Annotated in this window: 12 protein-coding genes; 7 read left to right on the plus strand and 5 right to left on the minus strand. The window is 69.4% G+C overall.

Going from position 1 to position 18,584, the window contains the following annotated elements; translation table 11 throughout:
- Nucleotides 1–53 precede the first annotated feature (53 nt).
- Entirely contained in the window at nucleotides 54–1,574 is a 1,521-nt protein-coding gene (locus EV380_RS03430) for a leucyl aminopeptidase (protein WP_130449359.1), read from the minus strand.
- A 270-nt stretch (nucleotides 1,575–1,844) separates the two neighbouring features.
- On the opposite strand from EV380_RS03430, the gene EV380_RS03435 reads away from it, so the two are divergent.
- The 3 genes from EV380_RS03435 to EV380_RS03445 all read left to right on the plus strand — a co-directional run bounded on the left by EV380_RS03435 (nucleotide 1,845) and on the right by EV380_RS03445 (nucleotide 5,637).
- Nucleotides 1,845–2,762, plus strand: a complete 918-nt coding sequence (locus EV380_RS03435) for a proteasome assembly chaperone family protein (RefSeq protein WP_130449361.1) — start codon at nucleotides 1,845–1,847, stop codon at nucleotides 2,760–2,762.
- Nucleotides 2,763–2,865: 103 nt separating this feature from the next.
- The gene (locus tag EV380_RS03440) at nucleotides 2,866–4,068 is read left to right on the plus strand and encodes a DUF4192 family protein (RefSeq protein ID WP_130449363.1); all 1,203 of its coding nucleotides are present in this window, start codon (nucleotides 2,866–2,868) and stop codon (nucleotides 4,066–4,068) included.
- Between the two features lie 300 nt (nucleotides 4,069–4,368).
- Nucleotides 4,369–5,637, plus strand: a complete 1,269-nt coding sequence (locus EV380_RS03445; protein ID WP_130449365.1) for an RNA polymerase sigma factor — start codon at nucleotides 4,369–4,371, stop codon at nucleotides 5,635–5,637.
- Nucleotides 5,638–5,786: 149 nt separating this feature from the next.
- Here the strand turns inward: EV380_RS03445 and EV380_RS03450 are convergent, their stop codons facing one another.
- Nucleotides 5,787–6,014, minus strand: coding sequence for a DUF7455 domain-containing protein (locus EV380_RS03450; RefSeq protein ID WP_102161661.1), 228 nt, complete (start codon nucleotides 6,012–6,014; stop codon nucleotides 5,787–5,789).
- A 226-nt stretch (nucleotides 6,015–6,240) separates the two neighbouring features.
- On the opposite strand from EV380_RS03450, the gene EV380_RS03455 reads away from it, so the two are divergent.
- Nucleotides 6,241–8,346 carry a DNA gyrase/topoisomerase IV subunit B gene (locus tag EV380_RS03455; protein ID WP_130449367.1) on the plus strand — a complete coding sequence of 702 codons (2,106 nt, stop codon included), beginning with the start codon at nucleotides 6,241–6,243 and terminating at the stop codon, nucleotides 8,344–8,346.
- A gap of 21 nt (nucleotides 8,347–8,367) precedes the next feature.
- On the opposite strand, the gene EV380_RS03460 is transcribed toward EV380_RS03455, so the two are convergent.
- Together EV380_RS03460 and EV380_RS03465 are read right to left on the minus strand one after the other, a co-directional pair.
- On the minus strand, nucleotides 8,368–9,300 hold the full coding sequence (locus EV380_RS03460; RefSeq protein WP_102161569.1) for a M56 family metallopeptidase: 933 nt from the start codon (nucleotides 9,298–9,300) through the stop codon (nucleotides 8,368–8,370).
- A 24-nt stretch (nucleotides 9,301–9,324) separates the two neighbouring features.
- Nucleotides 9,325–9,756, minus strand: a complete 432-nt coding sequence (locus EV380_RS03465; protein WP_130449369.1) for a BlaI/MecI/CopY family transcriptional regulator — start codon at nucleotides 9,754–9,756, stop codon at nucleotides 9,325–9,327.
- Nucleotides 9,757–9,947: 191 nt separating this feature from the next.
- Here EV380_RS03465 and EV380_RS03470 point away from each other — a divergent pair, with 191 nt between their 5' ends.
- The 3 genes from EV380_RS03470 to cydC are packed head-to-tail and all read left to right on the plus strand — an operon-like array spanning nucleotide 9,948 to nucleotide 15,876.
- The gene (locus EV380_RS03470; protein ID WP_102161563.1) at nucleotides 9,948–11,522 is read left to right on the plus strand and encodes a cytochrome ubiquinol oxidase subunit I; all 1,575 of its coding nucleotides are present in this window, start codon (nucleotides 9,948–9,950) and stop codon (nucleotides 11,520–11,522) included.
- A 14-nt stretch (nucleotides 11,523–11,536) separates the two neighbouring features.
- Complete coding sequence (gene cydB, locus EV380_RS03475) at nucleotides 11,537–12,559, plus strand: cytochrome d ubiquinol oxidase subunit II (protein ID WP_130449371.1); 1,023 nt, start codon at nucleotides 11,537–11,539, stop codon at nucleotides 12,557–12,559.
- Complete coding sequence (gene cydC / locus EV380_RS03480; protein WP_130449373.1) at nucleotides 12,559–15,876, plus strand: thiol reductant ABC exporter subunit CydC; 3,318 nt, start codon at nucleotides 12,559–12,561, stop codon at nucleotides 15,874–15,876. The genes cydB and cydC overlap by 1 nt, the downstream gene beginning before the upstream one ends.
- Here cydC and EV380_RS03485 read toward each other — a convergent pair.
- Nucleotides 15,873–18,503, minus strand: coding sequence for a DNA gyrase/topoisomerase IV subunit A (locus EV380_RS03485; protein WP_130449375.1), 2,631 nt, complete (start codon nucleotides 18,501–18,503; stop codon nucleotides 15,873–15,875). The genes cydC and EV380_RS03485 overlap by 4 nt on opposite strands.
- Nucleotides 18,504–18,584 lie beyond the last annotated feature (81 nt).

The following is an 18,584-nucleotide window of genomic DNA, read 5'->3' on the forward strand; positions in this document are numbered from 1 at the left end:
AATCTCTTTTCATGTGATTTTCGGCGCGCCCTGGTGTGATCCGGACGGTCCGGTCAGACCGCCAGGGACTCGGTGTAGGCGACCAGGGTGCGCACCATCGTCCCGGTGCCGTTCTTCGGCGTGTAGCCGAAGGCCCCGGAGTCGTTGAACGACGGCCCGGCGATATCGATGTGGGCCCACGGGATCCGGTGGCCGTCGACTTCGCCGACGAACTCCTGCAGGAAGACGGCCGCGGTCATCATGCCGCCGAAGCGCTCGCCGATGTTGGCTAGGTCAGCGACCTCGGAAGCGATCGACGGCCGCAGTTCTTCCGGCAGCGGCATCGGCCAGGCGGTTTCGCCGGCGGCGTCCGCCGCCGCCTTGAGCGCGTCGCGGACCTCGTCGTCGCCCATCAGGCCGGTGGTGCGGCGGCCCAAAGCCACCATCTGGGCGCCGGTTAGGGTCGCGATGTCGAGGACGACGTCGGGCTTCTCCAGGCTGGCGGCGGCGAGGCCGTCGCCCATGACCAGACGGCCCTCGGCGTCGGTGTTGAGGATCTCGACGGTCTTGCCGTTGAACATCGTCACGACGTCGCCGGGGCGGGTCGCCGATCCGGAGGGCATGTTCTCCGCGAGGCACAGCCACGCGGTCACCTTCACGGGCAACCCGAGCTCGGCAACGGCGAGCACCGTTTGCAGAGCGGTCGCGGCGCCGGCCATGTCGGATTTCATGTGGTGCATGTTGGCCGCCGGCTTGATCGAGATGCCGCCGGTGTCGAAGGTGATCCCCTTGCCGACGATGGCCAGGTGCTTTTTCGGCTTCGACGGGGCGTACTCGACCTTGACCAGGCGCGGCGGCCGGTCGGAGCCGCGTCCGACGCCCATGATGCCGCCGTAGCCGTCCTTCTCGAGGCGCTTCTCATCGAGCACGGTGACCTTCAGGCGGTGGGCCTTGCCGCCGTCGTACGCCACCTGGGCGAACGTCTCCGGGTAGAGGAGGTTCGAGGACGTGTTGACGAGGTCGCGCACGGCGCGCACCGCGCGGCCGACCACGGCAGCGCGCTTGAACGCGGCCGGCAGCTCGGCCTCGACTGCCGCGTCCGTGGCGACGATGCCCTCGGAAAGCACGGATTCCTCCGATTTCGACGAGCGCAGGCTCTCGAAGCGATAGGCGCCGAGGGCAATACCCTCCGCCACGGCCGCCGCGGAGGCGAGGTCCGCCGCCGGAAGGGCGAACAGGATCTTCTCGAGGCCCGTCACCTGCCGGGCGACCGAGCCGGCCGCGCGGCGCAGGGTCTCGATATCGACGGAAGCATCGGTGACTTTGCCGAGGCCCACGGAGATGACGACGTCGGCCTTCGTCCCATCGCCCGCTGGCAGGCGCACGATCTCGTCGGCCTTGCCGGTCGCGCCGGCGAGTCGGAGCGCGCGCTCGAGCTCGGCGGTCTCTGCCTTCGGCAGCGGCGAGGCGACGAGGCGCGGGGCCTCCTTGGCGGAGTCCGCGGCGGCCGCCAGGCCCACTACCAGGGCATCGGCGGAGACACGTTTGATGTCGGTTGAAACGGCCGTTAGTTTCAGGTCGCTGCTAGTGATCACGAAAACTGAAATCCTTAATGTCTGGCGCGGGCCCATCCGCTGCCGGACGGTCATCGGGCCGCGATCGAGGGCGGTCCGAAACTATTTAATGGGTCCTTTGCATCGTAACGCCTGCCACACCGGCCTCGGCGCGGACCCGCTAAAATAGAGGGGTTGTTTCGCCGCTGGGCGAAATCAGGCTGCGGTGCGGACGGGGAACAAACCACCGCCGACGCTGGTTGACGTACGTGGGCCCGTTCGGGCCCGACGAGTGCTGCGAGAGGAGAGAACGTGCTGGATCCATTGTCGCTGATCCGTCTGAACGACGAGGTGGTCGACGACGCGTCCCTGCAGGGGCGGGACCTCATCATCGCGCTCGATGGCCACGCCGATGCCGGCCACGTGCTGCGGCAGGTGCGCGGCACGCTCCTCGACGAGCTCGATGCCCGGCTCGTCGCCACCTTCGATGCGGACCAGCTCATCAACTATCGCGAGCGCCGCCCGCAGATCACGTTCCTCGGGGACCACTTCACCGCGTACCAGCGACCGCGGATCGAGCTCTACGCGCTCACCGACGGGCTGGGCACTCCCTTCCTGCTGTTGACCGGCCCGGAACCCGACCTCCAGTGGGATCGGTTCGCGGCCGCCGTCGTGCGGTTGTCGATGGCGCTGAACGTGCGACTGGCCGCGTCCTTCAACGGTGTGCCGATGCCCGTACCCCACACCCGGAGGCTCGGGGTCACTGTCTACGGGAACCGGCCGGACCTGGCGGAAGGGGTGACGACGTGGAACCCGACCGCCGAGGTGCCCGCGTCGGCCGCGCACCTCATCGAGCTAGAGCTGGCACAGCGCGGCCGCGATGTCGTCGGCTTCACGCTGCACGTGCCGCACTATCTCGGCGATGCCGAGTACCCGCAGGTAGCGGTCGCGGCGCTCGAGCATTTGGGGGCCGCCATGGGTCTCGGCCTGCCGACGGACCGCCTGCGGGAAGCCGGACGAAGCGTCGGGGAACAGATCGAGTCCCAGGTGGCCGGGTCGCCCGAGATCCAGCGGATGGTTTCGAAGTTCGAGCAGCGCTTCGACGAGCACGTCCCGCAGCAGGAGCGCCGCTCGCTGCTGCTCGGAGCCGACGAGCAACTGCCCGACGGCGACGATCTGGGTCACGCGATCGAGGCCTACCTGTCGGGGCGGCGCGCCGAAGACGACTGACGCGCTGATCACGGGCCGTCCACAGGAGTGAGGGCCGGCGGAAGTTTCCACAGTTCGGGCTCGTGGGCTGTGGGGCGGGGCCGGCGCTCGGCAGGGTGCTGTTATGACAAGACACCCTGCATCCCCGGAACCCACCACCGATCGCCTGTCCGTCTCGGACTCGCCCAATGTCCTTGCGCTGGTCCCGCACCTTCTCGGCTTCGAACCGGAGCGTTCGCTCGCCCTCCTGCTGCTCTCCGGTCGGCGCCTCGTGGCGACCCTTCGCGTCGACCTGCCGCGGCCCCAGCGGGACGGGATGACGTCGGAAGCGGACTGCCTCGATTTCTCGGCCCGGGTCGGGCGCCTGATCGATCCGCTCGTGGACGTCGACGGGGCCCTGCTCGTCGCCTACGGCGAGTCTCCGCCCGGACGGGATCTGCCGCATTCAGACGTGCTCGAGCACCTCGGAGTATCCCTCGCCCTGGCGGGAGTCTCGGTCGCCGGGGCCTGGTACGTCGGGGGCTCGCGCTGGTTGCACTATGCCTGCCCGCGCCCGACCTGCTGTCCCGCCGCCGGGCACTCGGTCGACGCGCTGCTCGGGACCGAAGCCAACGCGGAAATGACGTTTCGCGGCAGCGCGCCCAAAGTCGGGGTCTGGGACGGGACGAACACGCAGCCGTGGCCCGGTCTGGACGACGTCAGGCGAGGCGTCCGGGGGCACCTCGACGGCAGCCGTTCGCGCTACACGCTGCGCCAGCTGCTCGGTCGCTGGGAGCTGTTGCTGCAGATGCCCGCGGCAGAGGCTGTCGCCGGCCTGAAGGCGGACCCGGACCTCACCGCCACCCTCGTCGCCAGCCTCCACCGGTACCAGTTGCGCAACATGCTCGTGTCGATGGCCGCCGACGCCAGAGGCTACGCCGACATCCCCCGAGAAGAGGGCGACCTCGGTTACGACCCCGATGACATCGGGAGCCTCATGGCGGACTCGCACCGGCTGGCTGAACGGGCCGTTCGATTCATCACGGGCCAGGCCGAAGTCGCCCCCGACTGGCGGCGGATGGACCGTCTCTGGGACATCGGATACGCGCTTGTCCCCGCAACCGAGGGGCGTGACCGATCCTCGCTGCTGACGATGATGGCGTGGATGGAGTGGGCGCGCGGGCGGAGTACCGCATCCAAGGCGCTCCTCGAGTGCGGCGGGGGAGTCGATCGCCAGGACGACCTCGCGTTGATCGCGACCACCATGATGAACCGCGGAGAGTTCGCCACCTGGGTCCAGGACCGGAGTCGGGCCTGGCGCCCGATGGAGGAGCACAAGGCGGCCTAGTGTTGATCCGTTCCGTTCCCGACCTGCGCCTACTGATGAACCCATCGGTTGCCATTTCGTGAGACAATGGGACCCGAGACCCCGTTGGGTCCGTGTTTCCGGCCCTCGAGTCACCCTGACAGGTGGAGCGAGAAATCCAGCTTCTTCACAGAAATTGGGAACACCGGAGCGATTGCAGGCGTTCGACAGTACGAGGACCCTGCGATCGGGACCGCCGTGTGCGGCCACCCGGACTTGACAGGGTCATAGTGGCGTTACCCACCGGGAGACTCCACGGATCACACGTGAGGAAGGTTATTCGTGCCAGCAACCGAGACAAGTTCTCAGAACGCCCGGACGCGGGATCAGCAGTCGTCGGCTCCTGCCGCCGAACCAGACGCCCCTCAGGATGAGGAGCTGACGCCGCAGCAGAAGGCGGCCCGCACGCGGGCACGCAAGAAGGCGGCGGCCGAGGCGTCGGGTACTGCGCCTGCCAAGGCGACCCGGGCGAAGAAGCCGGCGGCCGCTCCGGCTGCGGAGCCTGCGCCGGCGGCCGAGGCGGCGGAGGAGCAGAAGCCCGCCGCCGACAAGGACGGCAAGCCCGAGGAAGAGAGCCGCGGGTTCGTCCTGACGACGGACGAGGACGACGCGCCGCAGCAGCAGGTGCTCGTCGCCGGCGCCACGGCCGACCCCGTGAAGGACTACCTCAAGCAGATCGGCAAGGTCGCCCTGCTGAATGCGGAGCAGGAAGTGGATCTTGCGCTCCGCATCGAGGCCGGACTCTTCGCGACCCACAAGCTCGCGCAGGGCGGCGACAAGCTCGACAAGCGCCTGCGTTGGGACCTCGAGCAGGTCGTGCACGACGGCAAGATCGCGAAGAACCACCTCCTCGAGGCGAACCTTCGCCTCGTGGTGTCGCTGGCGAAGCGCTACACGGGCCGCGGCATGCTCTTCCTGGACCTCATCCAGGAAGGCAACTTGGGTCTCATCCGTGCCGTCGAGAAGTTCGACTACACCAAGGGCTTCAAGTTCTCGACCTACGCGACCTGGTGGATCCGTCAGGCGATCACTCGCGCCATGGCCGATCAGGCGCGAACCATCCGCATCCCGGTCCACATGGTCGAGGTCATCAACAAGCTCGCCCGCGTGCAGCGCCAGATGCTCCAGGACCTCGGCCGCGAGCCCACGCCGGAGGAGCTGGCCAAGGAACTCGACATGACCCCTGAGAAGGTCGTCGAAGTCCAGAAGTACGGTCGCGAACCCATTTCCCTGCACACGCCGCTCGGCGAAGACGGGGACTCGGAATTCGGCGACCTCATCGAGGACTCCGAAGCGGTCGTGCCGGCCGACGCGGTCAGTTTCACACTGCTGCAGGAACAGCTGCATTCCGTGCTGGACACGCTCTCGGAGCGGGAGGCCGGCGTCGTCGCCATGCGCTTCGGCCTGACCGACGGACAGCCGAAGACTTTAGACGAAATAGGAAAAGTCTACGGAGTGACGCGCGAGCGCATCCGCCAGATAGAGTCCAAGACAATGTCCAAGCTCCGGCACCCGTCCCGCTCGCAGGTCCTGCGGGACTACCTGGACTAGTAGACACGCGTCCGTGACCGGTGGCCCGGCTCCCTCGTGGGGCCGGGCCACCGGTCTTTTGCGACGGTCCCGCCGGCCCCGGAACGCACTTCGGGGCCGACCCCGAAGGATCGGCCCCGAACGGGTCCTGTCAGCGGTGCCGGATGCGGTCAGTCCGCGTCCAAGAACACCGGCTTCTCGTGGAGCTTGCTGGATTCGTCCTGCCACTCCGCGGTCTGCGGGCGAAGCTTGGCCTCGACCTCGCGTGCGTGGTGTGCGCAGAAGAGCAGTTCTCCGCCCGAGGTCGCCAAAACCGCGCGCACGTAAGCCTGGGCTCCGCAGCGATCGCAACGATCCAACGCGGTGAGACCACGTGTTGCCACTGAAGTTGCATTCATGACGACCTCCTCAATATCGGTAGTACCTAATACAACCAGTTCCGGGCCCCGGATCATCGCAATTCGGACCGCCTTTCGCTCACCGCGTAGCGATGCATCGCCGGGAATACGGGCCGCAGCGCGCGGCCCGCGGCGAGCCACCGGGCCCGTGTCGACGCCACGGAGTAGGGTTGGAGGGATCATCGCAGACCGCGTATCGACGCAGATCCCGAGGAGTTGCAGCCGCGTGGCACCTAGTTCCGAGTACAGCGCACGCCACCTTTCCGTACTGGAAGGTCTGGAGGCCGTACGTAAGCGCCCCGGCATGTACATCGGATCCACCGACTCCCGCGGGCTCATGCACTGCCTGTGGGAGATTATCGACAACTCCGTCGACGAGGCACTCGCCGGCCACGGCCAGAACATCCGTATCATCCTGCACCCGGACGACTCCGTAGAGATCTGGGATGATGGCCGAGGCATCCCGGTGGACGTCGAGCCGCGGACCGGCCTGACCGGCGTCGAGGTCGTCTTCACTAAGCTGCACGCCGGCGGAAAATTCGGTGGCGGGTCCTACACAGCCTCGGGCGGACTGCACGGCGTCGGCGCCAGCGTCGTCAATGCGCTGTCCTCGCGCCTCGACGTCGAAGTGGACCGTGGCGGCAAGACGTATCGGATGCAGTTCCGACGCGGCGAGCCGGGCCGCTTCGCAGACAGCGGCAAGCCCAAGCCGACCGCCGACTTCGCCCCCTTCGTCGAGGGCTCCGAGCTCGACGTGGTCGGCAAGGCCAAACGGGGCGTGACCGGAACCCGCATCCGCTACTGGTCCGACCACCAGATCTTCACCCGCGACGCGAAATTCTCCTACGAGGACCTGCAGAATCGCGCCCGCCAGACGTCCTTCCTCGTGCCCGGCCTGAAGATCGAACTGCGCGACGAGCGGCGGCTTCCCGGGACACCCGGCGCCGACGGCCCCGTCACGGAGGTCTTCCACCACGACGGCGGCATCTCCGAGTTCGTGGAGTACCTCGCCCCGGACGCGGCGGTGACCGACGTCTGGCGCTTCCACGGGACCGGCACCTTCACGGAGTCCGTCCCCGTCCTCGACGAGAGCGGGCACAGTCAGATCACCGACGTCGAGCGCGCCTGCGAGGTCGACATCGCCCTGCGCTGGGGCGTCGGCTACGACACGACGAGTCGAAGCTACGTCAACATCATCGCCACACCCAAGGGCGGCACGCACCAGACCGGTTTCGACCAGGCCATCTTGAAGACGTTCCGCAAGCACATCGAGGCCAACGCCCGTCGGCTCAAGGCCGGCAACGACAAGGTCGAGAAAGACGATGTGACGGCCGGGCTCACCGTGGTGCTGACCGTTCGCCTGGCCGAACCGCAGTTCGAAGGCCAGACGAAGGAAGTCCTCGGCACCTCCGCCGTTCGCCAGATCGTCGCGAAAGTCGTCGAGAAGTCGCTGCAGGAGAAGCTGAACTCGCGCGCCCGTGCCGACAGGCAGCAGGCAACGCTGCTTCTCGAGAAGGTCGTCAACGAGATGAAGTCGCGCATCTCCGCGCGCGTACACAAGGAGACCCAGCGCAGGAAGTCGGCCCTCGAGGGCTCGTCCCTGCCCACGAAGCTCGCGGACTGCCGAAGCAACGACGTCGAGAGGTCCGAGCTCTTCATCGTCGAGGGCGACAGTGCGCTCGGGACCGCGAAACTGGCGCGCAGCTCGGACTTTCAGGCGCTACTGCCGATCCGCGGCAAGATCCTCAACGTGCAGAAGGCCTCCGTCGGCGACATGCTCTCCAACACGGAGTGTGCGGCCCTCATCCAGGTCATCGGGGCCGGTTCGAGCCGGAGCTTCGATCTGTCCGCAGCGCGCTACGGCAAAGTGGTTCTCATGACCGACGCCGACGTCGATGGCGCCCACATCCGCACGCTGCTGCTCACCCTCTTCTTCCGCTACATGCGGCCCATGGTCGAGGCCGGTCGTGTCTACGCTGCGGTGCCCCCGCTGCACCGCGTCGAAGTGATCAACCCGGGCTCCAAGAGCAACGAGATGGTCTACACCTACTCGGAGGCCGAGCTCCACCGTGTCCTCGACGGGCTCGAGGCCGCGGGCCGCAAGTACAAGGAGCCGATCCAGCGATACAAGGGGCTGGGTGAGATGGACGCCGAGCAGCTGGCTGAAACGACGATGGATCCGCGGCATCGCACACTGCGCCGGGTGAACATCGACCATGCCGAGCAGGCCGAGCGGGTGTTCGAGCTGCTGATGGGCAGCGACGTCGCCCCGCGCAAGGAGTTCATCATCACCGGATCCGAACGGCTGGATCGCGAACAAATCGACGTCTGATCCGCTCTGAACCCTGCCGGTTCAGAGCGGCAGGGCCGGGGCCACGAGCAGAACAGTCGGGGCCACGACCAGCAGGGCGGCCGCCGCGACGAGCGCCACCCGCGAAGTCTTCGGCAGGCGCGGCGCCGGTGTGATCAGCCGCTTGAGGCGCTGCGCGGAAAGGTCGCCCTCCGGCAGTCCGGACGCTGCGCCGGGCGGCGGTGCCTGGCCGGTGGCCGCGGTGATCAGCGCGCGCAACAGGACCGCGGAATCGACCTGGCGCAGGGCGGCGTCGTCGGCCAGCATCTCGATCAGCTCGTGCACGGCACCGCGGGCGAGCTTCGAGGTGGGAAGCCAGGGCAAGGCCTGATGCCACGATTCGAACGCCAGCACCAGCAGGTCGTGGCGCTGGTCCAGATGGGCCCGTTCGTGGGCCAGGACGGCCCTGAGCCCGGCTGGATCCAGGGCGTCCATGAGTCCGCGGGAGACCACGGTCACAGAACTCGTGAGCCCGGGAAGGCAGTACGCGACGGGCGCATCGTGCTGGACGACGACAGTCCGGGCGTCGGAAGGCGCCGGGTTCGAGAGCAGCGCCAGCAGCTTGCGGTGGCGCGACCGGTGGCGGTTGACGCGGACCCAGGTCAGCAGCAGCGTGAAGACAAGGTGGAGGCCGAGTAGGACCGCGGCACTGAGCGCGAAGAGGTGCACGGGGCCGAGTCGGTCCGCCGAGATGCGCCCCGAGAACACGTCCCACAGTCCGCCGAGCCCCGCGAGCAGGTTGTCACCCAGCGGAGCAAGCCCCCAGATCAGCATCGATCCGATCATCGACAGCCCGCCGGCGAGGGCGATGGCCTGCCAGAAGATCAGTGTCGTGAAAGGCGAGCGACTGGTGAACGAGGCACGCGAAAGCCAGACCGGGACGGGCCACGCCAGAGCGATGGCCAGACCCGCCAGCAGGTACGAGGTCAGCAGCACGATGGGCCCGGGCCCGCAGTCGGGCTAGGCCGTTTGGCCGGACGGGGCCGAGCGCGATTCGGGGTCACGCGCGGGTCCGGTGGAGTTGGCGGGGCCGTCTTCCAGGATACGGCGTAAGGCGGCTGCCTCGCCGCCCGAGATGCCGCCGATGAACCGTGCAAGGACCGCCTCGCGGTCCATGACGTTGCCGAGGGCTTCATTCATGAGTTCTACGGTGTGCTCCTCGCGGCTCATGACCGCGCGGTACCGGTGTGGACGCGTGTCGCGCTCGCGGGTGACGAGATCCTTTTTCTCGAGGCGGGCAAGCACCGTGAGGACGGTGGTCACGGCCAGCTCTTTGCCGTCCTGTGTGCCCGAATGCGCCAGCGCGTCCCGGAGGCTGTTGGCCGTCTGGGCTTCGGTGCTGTCCCACAGAAGGTCCATGACCGCACGCTCGAGGTCGCCAAGTGAGGCCACTGCGTAGTCCTGCTTTCCAAGGTGAAGTTTCGACAGAATCCTGAACTACAAATTTACCGCGAAACGGTCCAGATTTCTACGTGGAGTAGAACGAGGGGTATTCTACGTAGCGTAGAAGTCGTTCTACGGCTCGTAGAAGTCACGCCGGTAGCGTTCTGAACGTCCGGCACGCACCCATCCGGGAGGCACCTTTGGACCCGCTCGACATCGCCCGTTGGCAATTCGGCATCACGACCGTCTACCACTTCCTCATGGTCCCGTTGACGATCGGGCTCGGGGTCCTCGTCGCGAGCCTGCAGACCGCGTGGCACGTGACCGGACGCGAACACTACCTGCGCATGACCAAGTTCTGGGGGAAGCTCTTCCTGATCAACTTCATCATGGGCGTCGCCACCGGCATCGTCCAGGAGTTCCAGTTCGGCATGGCGTGGAGCGAGTACAGCCGCTTCGTCGGCGACGTCTTCGGGGCTCCGTTGGCCATGGAGGCCCTTCTGGCCTTCTTCGTCGAGTCGACCTTCCTCGGGCTGTGGATCTTCGGCTGGAAGCGGCTGCCCAAGGCTGTTCACCTCGCCTGCATCTGGTGCGCGTCGCTGGCGACGGTCTTCTCCGCCTATTTCATCCTCGTCGCCAACTCCTGGATGCAGCACCCCGTCGGCACCGAGCTCGTCGACGGGAGGGGCGTCATGACCGATGCCTGGGCCGTCTTCACGAACAACACGGCGCTCGTGACGTTCCCCCACACGATCTTCGGCGCGTTCGCCGTCGCCGGAGCATTCCTGCTCGGCATCGCCTGGTTCCACCTGTACAAGCGCCGCGCCGCCGGCATCGACACCGTCGACGCGACCGGCCGCGTCGTCGTCGGTGAGGACACCTCCCGGGGGCGCAACCGCGACAAAACCGACTACCGCGTCTGGATCACGTCGCTGCGGCTCGGTGCCGTTGTCGCGCTGATCTCCTTCCTCGGCGTGGCCTTCAGCGGCCACGCGCAGGCACAGCTGATGTTCGAGCAGCAGCCCATGAAGATGGCCGCGGCCGAGGCTGCCTGCCACGACGGCACCGGCTTCTCGGTGCTCTCGATCGGGAACCTCTCCGCGGACGGTGCGACGACGTGCGAGGACATCGTCGCCGTCTACGAGATCCCCGGGCTGCTCTCCTTCCTCGCCAACGACGACTTCACCACCGAGATCAAGGGAGTGAACACGCTCCTGCCGGAGTACCAGGAGAAGTACGGGACACACCTGCCCGACGACCCGATGTACGGCGAGCGCGCCGGTCAGGAGATCAACTACTTGCCGCTCATGGAGGTCACCTACTGGGGCTTCCGCATGATGATCACCTTCGGCGGCCTGGCGGCGTTTGCGGCCGCGGTGGCGCTGTGGATCGTGCGCAAGGGAACGGTCCCGCAGCGACGGTGGCTCTCGCGCCTGGCCGTGTTCGGAATCCTCGCCCCGTTCGGCGCCAACAGCGCCGGCTGGATCTTCACGGAGATGGGACGCCAGCCCTTCGTCGTCGCGCCGAATCCCACGTTCGACGGCGTCGATCAGGTGTTCATGTTCACGGCGTCAGCCGTCTCGCCCGGGGTGAGCGCGGGGGAGATGCTCTTCTCCCTCGTCGCGCTGACGAGTGTGTACGCGGTGCTGCTCGTCGTCGAGGTGGTGCTGCTGTGGCGGTACGTCGGCGGCGGCGTGGGCTCGGCGATGCCGGAGCTCAATGATACGGACGACGGCGCCGGGCAGGACGACGACGTCCTGGCCTTCGCCTACTAGAGAAGGGGCTCGTCATGGAATTTCTTCCCACGCTGTGGTTCATCAGCATCGCGGTCCTCTGGGCCGGGTACCTCTTCCTGGAGGGCTTCGATCTGGGCGTCGGCATGCTGCTCGGCCCCTTCGCCCGCTCGGAGAAGCAGCGCCGGTTGCTCATCAACACGGTCGGCCCCGTCTGGGACGGTAACGAGGTGTGGCTGATCACGGCCGCCGGGGCGACCTTCGCGGCCTTCCCGCACTGGTACGCGTCGCTGTTCGCCGCGATGTACGTACCTCTCGTGGTGGTGCTGCTGGCCCTGATCTTCCGGGCCGTGGCCTTCGAATACCGAGGCAAGGCGGAGACGGCCCTCACGCGCCGACTGTGGACGCTCGCGCTCTCGGCCGGAAGCCTCGTGATCGCCTTCGGCGTCGGCACCCTGCTGGCGGTGACGACGACGGGGCTCCCGCTCAACGCCAACGGTGACCGGGTGGGCGGCCCCTTCGCGTGGCTGAGCTGGCAGGCGGTCCTCGGCGGCTTGGCCGTCGTCGGCTTCTGCCTGGCCCAGGCGCTCGCGTTCCTGGCTCTGAAGACGGACGGCGACGTGCGGGCGCGCTCCGCCCGCCTGCTCGCGCGCTGGGCGCCGGTGCTGCTGGCCCCGCTCGCCGGTTGGGCCGTCGTCGTCGTGGCGGGGAACGTGCGTCCGGCCGCGGTGATCGTGCTCGCCATCGGCGTGGCGGCGGCGCTGGCCTCGTGGCGCTCCGCCGCGCGTCGGGCTGAGGGCCGGGCGTTCCTGTTCCTCGGCCTCTTCCTGCTCGCTTCGGTCGCGGCGATCTTCACGTCCGCCTATCCCGCCGTGCTGCCCTCGACGCTCGACGCGGCATTCGATCTGACCGTGTCGAACGCCTCCTCCACGCCGTACACGCTGCAGCTCATGAGTATCGTTGCGGCCTTCGGGCTGCCGCTCGTGCTCGGCTACCAGGCGTGGACGTACTGGGTCTTCCGCCGCCGGATCACCGAGGCGCACATCCCCGAAGCGCACGCCGTCACGCGGATCGTCTGATGGCTCGCACGACGTCGCCCCTGGCCCCGCTGCTCGAAGCCGATCTGCCCGGCACGCGCCGCCGCCTCACCCTGCTCGCCGCCTTCGCGTTCGCCAAGGCCGTCGGCCTGATTCTCGTCGCGGACGCGCTTGCCGTCGGAATCGGGCAGGTGGCCTCCGGCGATCGGCTCGATGCGACCCGGCTGGCGGTCTGGGGGCTTCTCGGCGCGGGTCTTCGCGCAGGGGCGATCGGGGCCACGAAACTTCTCGCGCAGCGCGCGGGCCTCGGCGCGAAGGAGGAGCTGCGTTCGCGGCTGCTGCGGCACCGGATGACGAGCCGGCCCGCCACGGGCCACGACGACGTCGGCACAGTCTCCGCGCTGGCCACCCGCGGGCTCGACGGGCTCGACGCCTACTTCACCACCTACGTCCCCGCGCTCATGACCGCGGCCGTAGTCCCCGCGGTCGTGGGCTTGCGCATCCTCGCCGCCGACTGGGTCTCGGCGCTGATCGTCGCCCTGACGGTCCCGCTCGTGCCGCTCTTCATGGTGCTGATCGGGCTGCACACGCAGGAGCGGATCGCTGCCGCGGCCGCGGGCGTCGCGCGGCTCTCCTCGCACCTGCTGGAACTCGCCCAGGGGCTGCCTGCCCTCATCGGGCTCCGCCGCGCCGGCGCCAAGCGCCGGGCCCTGGGCGAGGTATCGGAACGCTACCGTGCGACGACGATGGAGACCCTGCGGACCGCCTTCCTGTCCTCCCTGGCGCTCGAGCTCATCGCCACGATCTCAGTCGCCGTGGTCGCGGTGTTCGTCGGCGTCCGGCTCGTGCATGGCGACATGGAGCTCACGGCCGGGCTCGTGGCCCTGATCCTGGCACCGGAGTGTTTCCTGCCCTTGCGCGAGGTGGGGGCGGCCTTCCACGCTTCCGAGGACGGGGTCGAGGCCCTGCGCCGCACGCGCGAACGGGTGGACGAGGCGGGTCGCGTCCGGCCGGTGACTCCCGTCGCAGGCGTGGCGCGCGTGGGTGCACCCGCCGGCGGGGTCGAGCTGCGCGGGCTCGCCGTCGAGTACGACGGCGAGGCCGTCGTCGGACCCGTGAGCCTCGCCCTGCGTCCTGGCGACGTGGAGGTCTTCGACGGCCCGAGCGGCAGCGGCAAGACCAGCCTGCTCGCCGCCGTCGCCGGGACCCTGCCCGACGCCGCACTCCGCGGGCGGTACGTCGTCGACGCCGAGCGGACGCTCTGGATCCCGCAGCACCCCACGACGACGGAGTCGACGGTCGCGGACGAGCTCGGCCTCTACGCCGGCCGTCCGCTGGCACGCCGCGAAGGGGACGCCGTGCTGGAGGCCGTGGGCCTGCACGGGACCGGCGACGCGGACCCGGCGACGCTGAGCCCGGGGGAGCTGCGCCGGCTCGCGATCGCCCGCGCGGTGGCCCGGGTCCGGCACGGTGCCCCGGTCGACGTCGTCCTCGCCGACGAACCCACCGGGCACCTCGACGCGGAGAACGCCGAGCGGGTGCGCGACGTCGTCGTGCAGCTGATCGCCGGGCGCGCGGCGCTCGTGGCGACGCACGATCGCCGGCTCGCCGCGCGACTGCGCGGACAGCGGGCCCCCGCTGAATCGCCCGGAACCACCGACGCACCCCACAGCGACGCGATCCCCGGCGCGCGGGATGCGACGCCCGAGGCCTCCGCCCGTGGGGCCGCGTGGCGCGCCGTGCTCGGCGGCTTGCCCCGGCGCCGCGTCGCCCTGGCGCTCGCCGTCGGGACGGTCTCGGCGCTCTTCGCCGCGGCCCTGACGGGCGTTTCGGGCTGGCTCATCGTCTCCGCGAGCCACCAGCCGCCCATGCTGCACCTCATGGTCGCGATCGTCGGCGTCCGCTTCTTCGGCATCGGGCGCTCCGTCGCGCGCTACACGGAACAGCTGCTCGTGCACGACGCCCTGCTCACCTGGGCATCCACAACTCGTCAGCGCGTGTGGGACGGCCTCGTCGCCTCGCCGCGGTGGTGGGGGCGGATCACGCGCGGCGGCGGGTCGCTGGAGTATCTCGTGACCCGGCTCGACGAGGTCCGCGACGGCCTGCCGCGTGTGCTGTTCCCTCCCGTGACGGGCCTGCTCGCTGCGGCGGGCGTCTGCACGGCCATCGGCGCCTGGGCGCCGGACGCGCTCTGGGTGGCCCTCGCCGCGACCGTGCTCGGGTGGGTGGTGCTGCCGGCCGTCGTCGTCCGGATCGACGCCGCGGCCCGCGCTGACGTGATCGAGCACCGGGCGTGGCTCGCCCGCCGCGTGCCCGTCCTGCTCCGCGCGGCGGACCAGCTGCGCGCCAACGGCGCCGCGGCGACGGCCCTGCGAGCCTTCACCCGGCACGACGGAGCCGCTTCCGCCCGGCTCGTCGCCACCGGGCGCGCAGAGTCGGTGGCCGCGGCCGCGGCAGCCGGCATCGCGTCGGTCGGAGCGGTGGCGGCGCTTCTCGCCTCCGCCGGCCACGGGGGCGAGACCGCAGCCATGAGCGCGCTGCTGCTGCTCGCCCTGGCCGAGCCCATGGCGACGACGGCCACCGCCGCGCAGAACGCCCGTTCCCTCGACGAGGGAGTGCGGCGGCTGGCGGCCGTGCTGCCCTCCGAAGATGCGGACCTCGCCGAGCCGGCCACCGGAACAAGCCCGATCGACGGCCTGCGCGCCGTAGACGTCGACGCCGGATGGGAAGACGGCGCGGAGCGTGTCCTGTCCGGGGTGAGCGCCGGCGTCGTCCGAGGGAGCTGGGCGGTCGTGTCCGGGCCCTCGGGCAGCGGAAAATCCACGCTGCTGGCGGTCCTGCTCGGTGAGCTCGCGCCGGGCGCCGGACGCATCGAGGTGCTGCGCTCTGGCGCATGGCGGGAGGCGTATGACGCAGATCACTCCCGGATCGCCTGGTGCCCTCAGGAGGCGCACCTCTTCGATTCGAGCGTGCGCGCGAACCTCGGCCTCGGCCGCGGGGACCAGGGTGACCCGGTGACGGATCAGGAACTGCTCGCCGCCCTGGAACATGTGGGGCTCGGCCCCTGGTTCGAGGGGAAGCCGGATGGTCTGGACACCCGCATCGGTTCAGGCGGGCACGCGCTCTCGGGCGGGCAGCGCCAGCGCCTCGCCGTGGCCCGGGCGCTCGTGGCGCGGGCCGACGTCGTCCTCCTCGACGAGCCGACCGCCCACCTGGGTGAGGACGAAGCGTCCTCGCTCATCGCGGACCTGCGCGCGGCGCTCGCCGACCGGGCGGTCGTGCTGGTCACTCACGACGAACGCCTCGGCGCCGCCGGTGACGTCCGCGTGCGCCTCGGCGCGGTGGGGGCGCCGGCCTAGTCGGTCTCGACGACGCCCGGGTCGCCGAACGGGATCGAGTCCTGCTCGGGGGCCGCCAGCGGCGCGCGGCGCGGTTCCTCGCTCCGCAGCGACTCCAGCACCGAATCGGACTCCGACGCGGCGCCGTCGCCCTCCGGGGCATCATCGCGACCGCTGACGGTGCCGGCGAGAAGCTCGATCCGCTGCGCGAGGGGCACCCCGGAGCCATCGCGTCGGCCGTGCTCGGTGGGCAGGGCGCGGGCGACGCCCGCGGCCGAGCTGGCCTTCGCCGGCCCGGGGCCCGCGAACGCCAGGGACAGGTTGTCCTCGCCCTTGAGGAAGCGGTGCGCGCGGACGCCGGCCGTGGCGCGGCCCTTCGTCGGGTACTCGGCGAGCGGAGTGACCTTCACGGTGCCCGCCTCGGTGCCGGGCAGCGCGCCGGAGCCGGAGGCGATCGTGACGACGACGGAGCGGTCGTCGTCGGCGGCGATACCGAAGAAGAGCGCCCGGTCGTCCGCGGCGAGCTTGACGCCCGCCATGCCGCCGGCCAGCCGACCCTGCGGGCGAACGGTGGCGGCGGGGAAGCGCAGCAGCCGCGCCTGCCGGGTGATGAACACGAGGGCGTCGTCGTCGCGGGCCGCGCCCGCCCCGATGACCTCATCGCCGTCCTTGAGCGTGATGGCCTCGAACTCGTCGCGGTTGAGCGGGTAGTCAGGGCTCACGCGCTTGACGACACCGGCAGCCGTGCCGAGGGCGAACGGCTCGTTCATCGGGACGATCGCGACGACGGACTCGCCCTTCTGCATGGTGGCGAACTCCTTGACGGGGACGCCCTGGGCCAGCGGCGGGAAACCGGGGGAGGGGGCGAGCACGGGCATGTCCACGACCTGCAGGCGGATCAGGCGCCCCGCCGACGTCAGCGCGCCGACCTCCCCCCGGGCCGTGGTCGGCACCAGGGATCGGACGGCGTCGTGCTTGACGCGCGGCCCGGTCTCGCCGAGCGGGGAACGGTCGGCCGTGCGCGCGAGCTGGCCCGATGCGGAAAGCAGTACGTAGCAGGGGTCGTTGGCGATTTCGAGCGGTACCGACGTCTTGGCCCCCGGGGCGGCCGGCTCGCTCGGCAGTGCAGAGCCCTTCAGTGGCTTTCCGTCGTCCTTCTTCTGCAGCACGGTCCGCCGCGGCGTCGCGAACTTCTCGGCGACGTCGGCCAGCTCGGTGGAGACGACGTCGCGCAGGCGCTCGTCGGAGGCGAGAATGGCTTCGAGCTCTTCGATCTCGGCCTTGAGCTTGTCGCGCTCAGCTTCCAGCTCGATCTGCGAGTACTTGGTCAGCTGACGCAGGCGCAGCTCCAGGATGTGATTCGACTGGACCTCGGTGAGGTCGTAGATCTTCATGAGGCGCTCGCGGGCCGCGGCCGTCTCATCGGAAGTGCGGATGATCTGGATGACCTCGTCGATGTCGAGGATCGCCACGAGCAGGCCCTCGACGAGGTGCAGCCGGTCGCGCCGCTTGCCGAGGCGGAACGCGGTGCGGCGGCGGACGACGTCGAGCCGGTGACCGACGTAGACCTGCAGCAGTTCCAGCAGGCCCATGGTCCGGGGCTGCCCGTCGACGAGAGCGACGTTGTTGATGCCGAAGGAGTCCTCCATCGGCGTGAACTTGAAGAGCTGGGCGAGCACCGCGTTCGGGTTGAAGCCGTTCTTCAGCTCGATCACGAGCCGCATGCCGTGTTTGCGGTCGGTGAGGTCGACGACGTCGGAGATCCCGGTCAGCTTCTTCGCCGTGACCGCGTCCTTGATCTTCTCGATGACCTTCTCGGGGCCGACCATGTAGGGCAGCTCGGTGACCACCAGGCCCTTCTTGCGGGCCGAAATCTGCTCGAGGGCGACCTTCGCGCGGGTCTTGAACGAGCCGCGCCCCTTCGCATATGCGTCCTTGATGCCGTCCAACCCGACGATGATGCCGCCGCCGGGCAGGTCGGGGCCGGGGATGAACTTCATGACGTCCTCGAGCGTGGCCTCCGGGGTCGCGACGAGGTGTCGGGCCGCGGCGATGACCTCGCCGAGGTTGTGCGGGGCCATGTTGGTGGCCATGCCGACGGCGATGCCCGTCGTGCCGTTGACCAGCAGGTTCGGGAACGCCGAGGGCAGCACGTCGGGCTGGGTCAGCTGGTTGTCGTAGTTGGGGACGAAGTCGACGACGTCCTCGTCCAGGTTGTCCGTCATCGCGACGGCGGTCGCGTCCATCCGGGCCTCGGTGTAGCGGGCGGCGGCCGGGCCGTCGTCGAGCGAACCGAAGTTCCCGTGCCCGTCGACCAGGGGCAGGCGCATCGCCCACGGCTGGGCGAGGCGGACCATCGCGTCGTAGATCGCACCATCGCCGTGCGGGTGCAGCTTGCCCATGACCTCGCCGACCACGCGGGCGCTCTTCACATGGCCTTTGTCCGGGCGTACGCCCATCTGCGTCATCATGTAGAGGATGCGACGCTGGACAGGCTTGAGGCCGTCGCGGGCGTCCGGGAGGGCGCGCGAGTAGATCACCGAGTAGGCGTACTCCAGGAAGGAGTCCTCCATCTCGCTGGTGACATCGACGTCCACGATGTTCTCCGTGAAGTCCTCGTCGAGTATCGAACTCTGCCGACGCGCCATAGGTGTCTGGTTTCCCTCCGTGGATCCGAGTGACGTGCTGCGTCGCCTCCAGACGGGAGCCGCACGCAGGACGTAGGCTAA

Origin of the sequence: Zhihengliuella halotolerans (genome assembly GCF_004217565.1) — a bacterium.
Classification (GTDB): Bacteria; Actinomycetota; Actinomycetes; order Actinomycetales; family Micrococcaceae; genus Zhihengliuella; species Zhihengliuella halotolerans.

Coding starts and splice junctions, on each gene's coding strand:
- EV380_RS03485 (WP_130449375.1), bottom strand. CDS start 18,503: ATGGCGCGTCGGCAGAGTTCGATACTCGACGAGGACTTCACGGAGAAC.
- EV380_RS03440 (WP_130449363.1), top strand. CDS start 2,866: ATGACAAGACACCCTGCATCCCCGGAACCCACCACCGATCGCCTGTCC.
- cydB (WP_130449371.1), top strand. CDS start 11,537: ATGGAATTTCTTCCCACGCTGTGGTTCATCAGCATCGCGGTCCTCTGG.
- EV380_RS03450 (WP_102161661.1), bottom strand. CDS start 6,014: ATGAATGCAACTTCAGTGGCAACACGTGGTCTCACCGCGTTGGATCGT.
- cydC (WP_130449373.1), top strand. CDS start 12,559: ATGGCTCGCACGACGTCGCCCCTGGCCCCGCTGCTCGAAGCCGATCTG.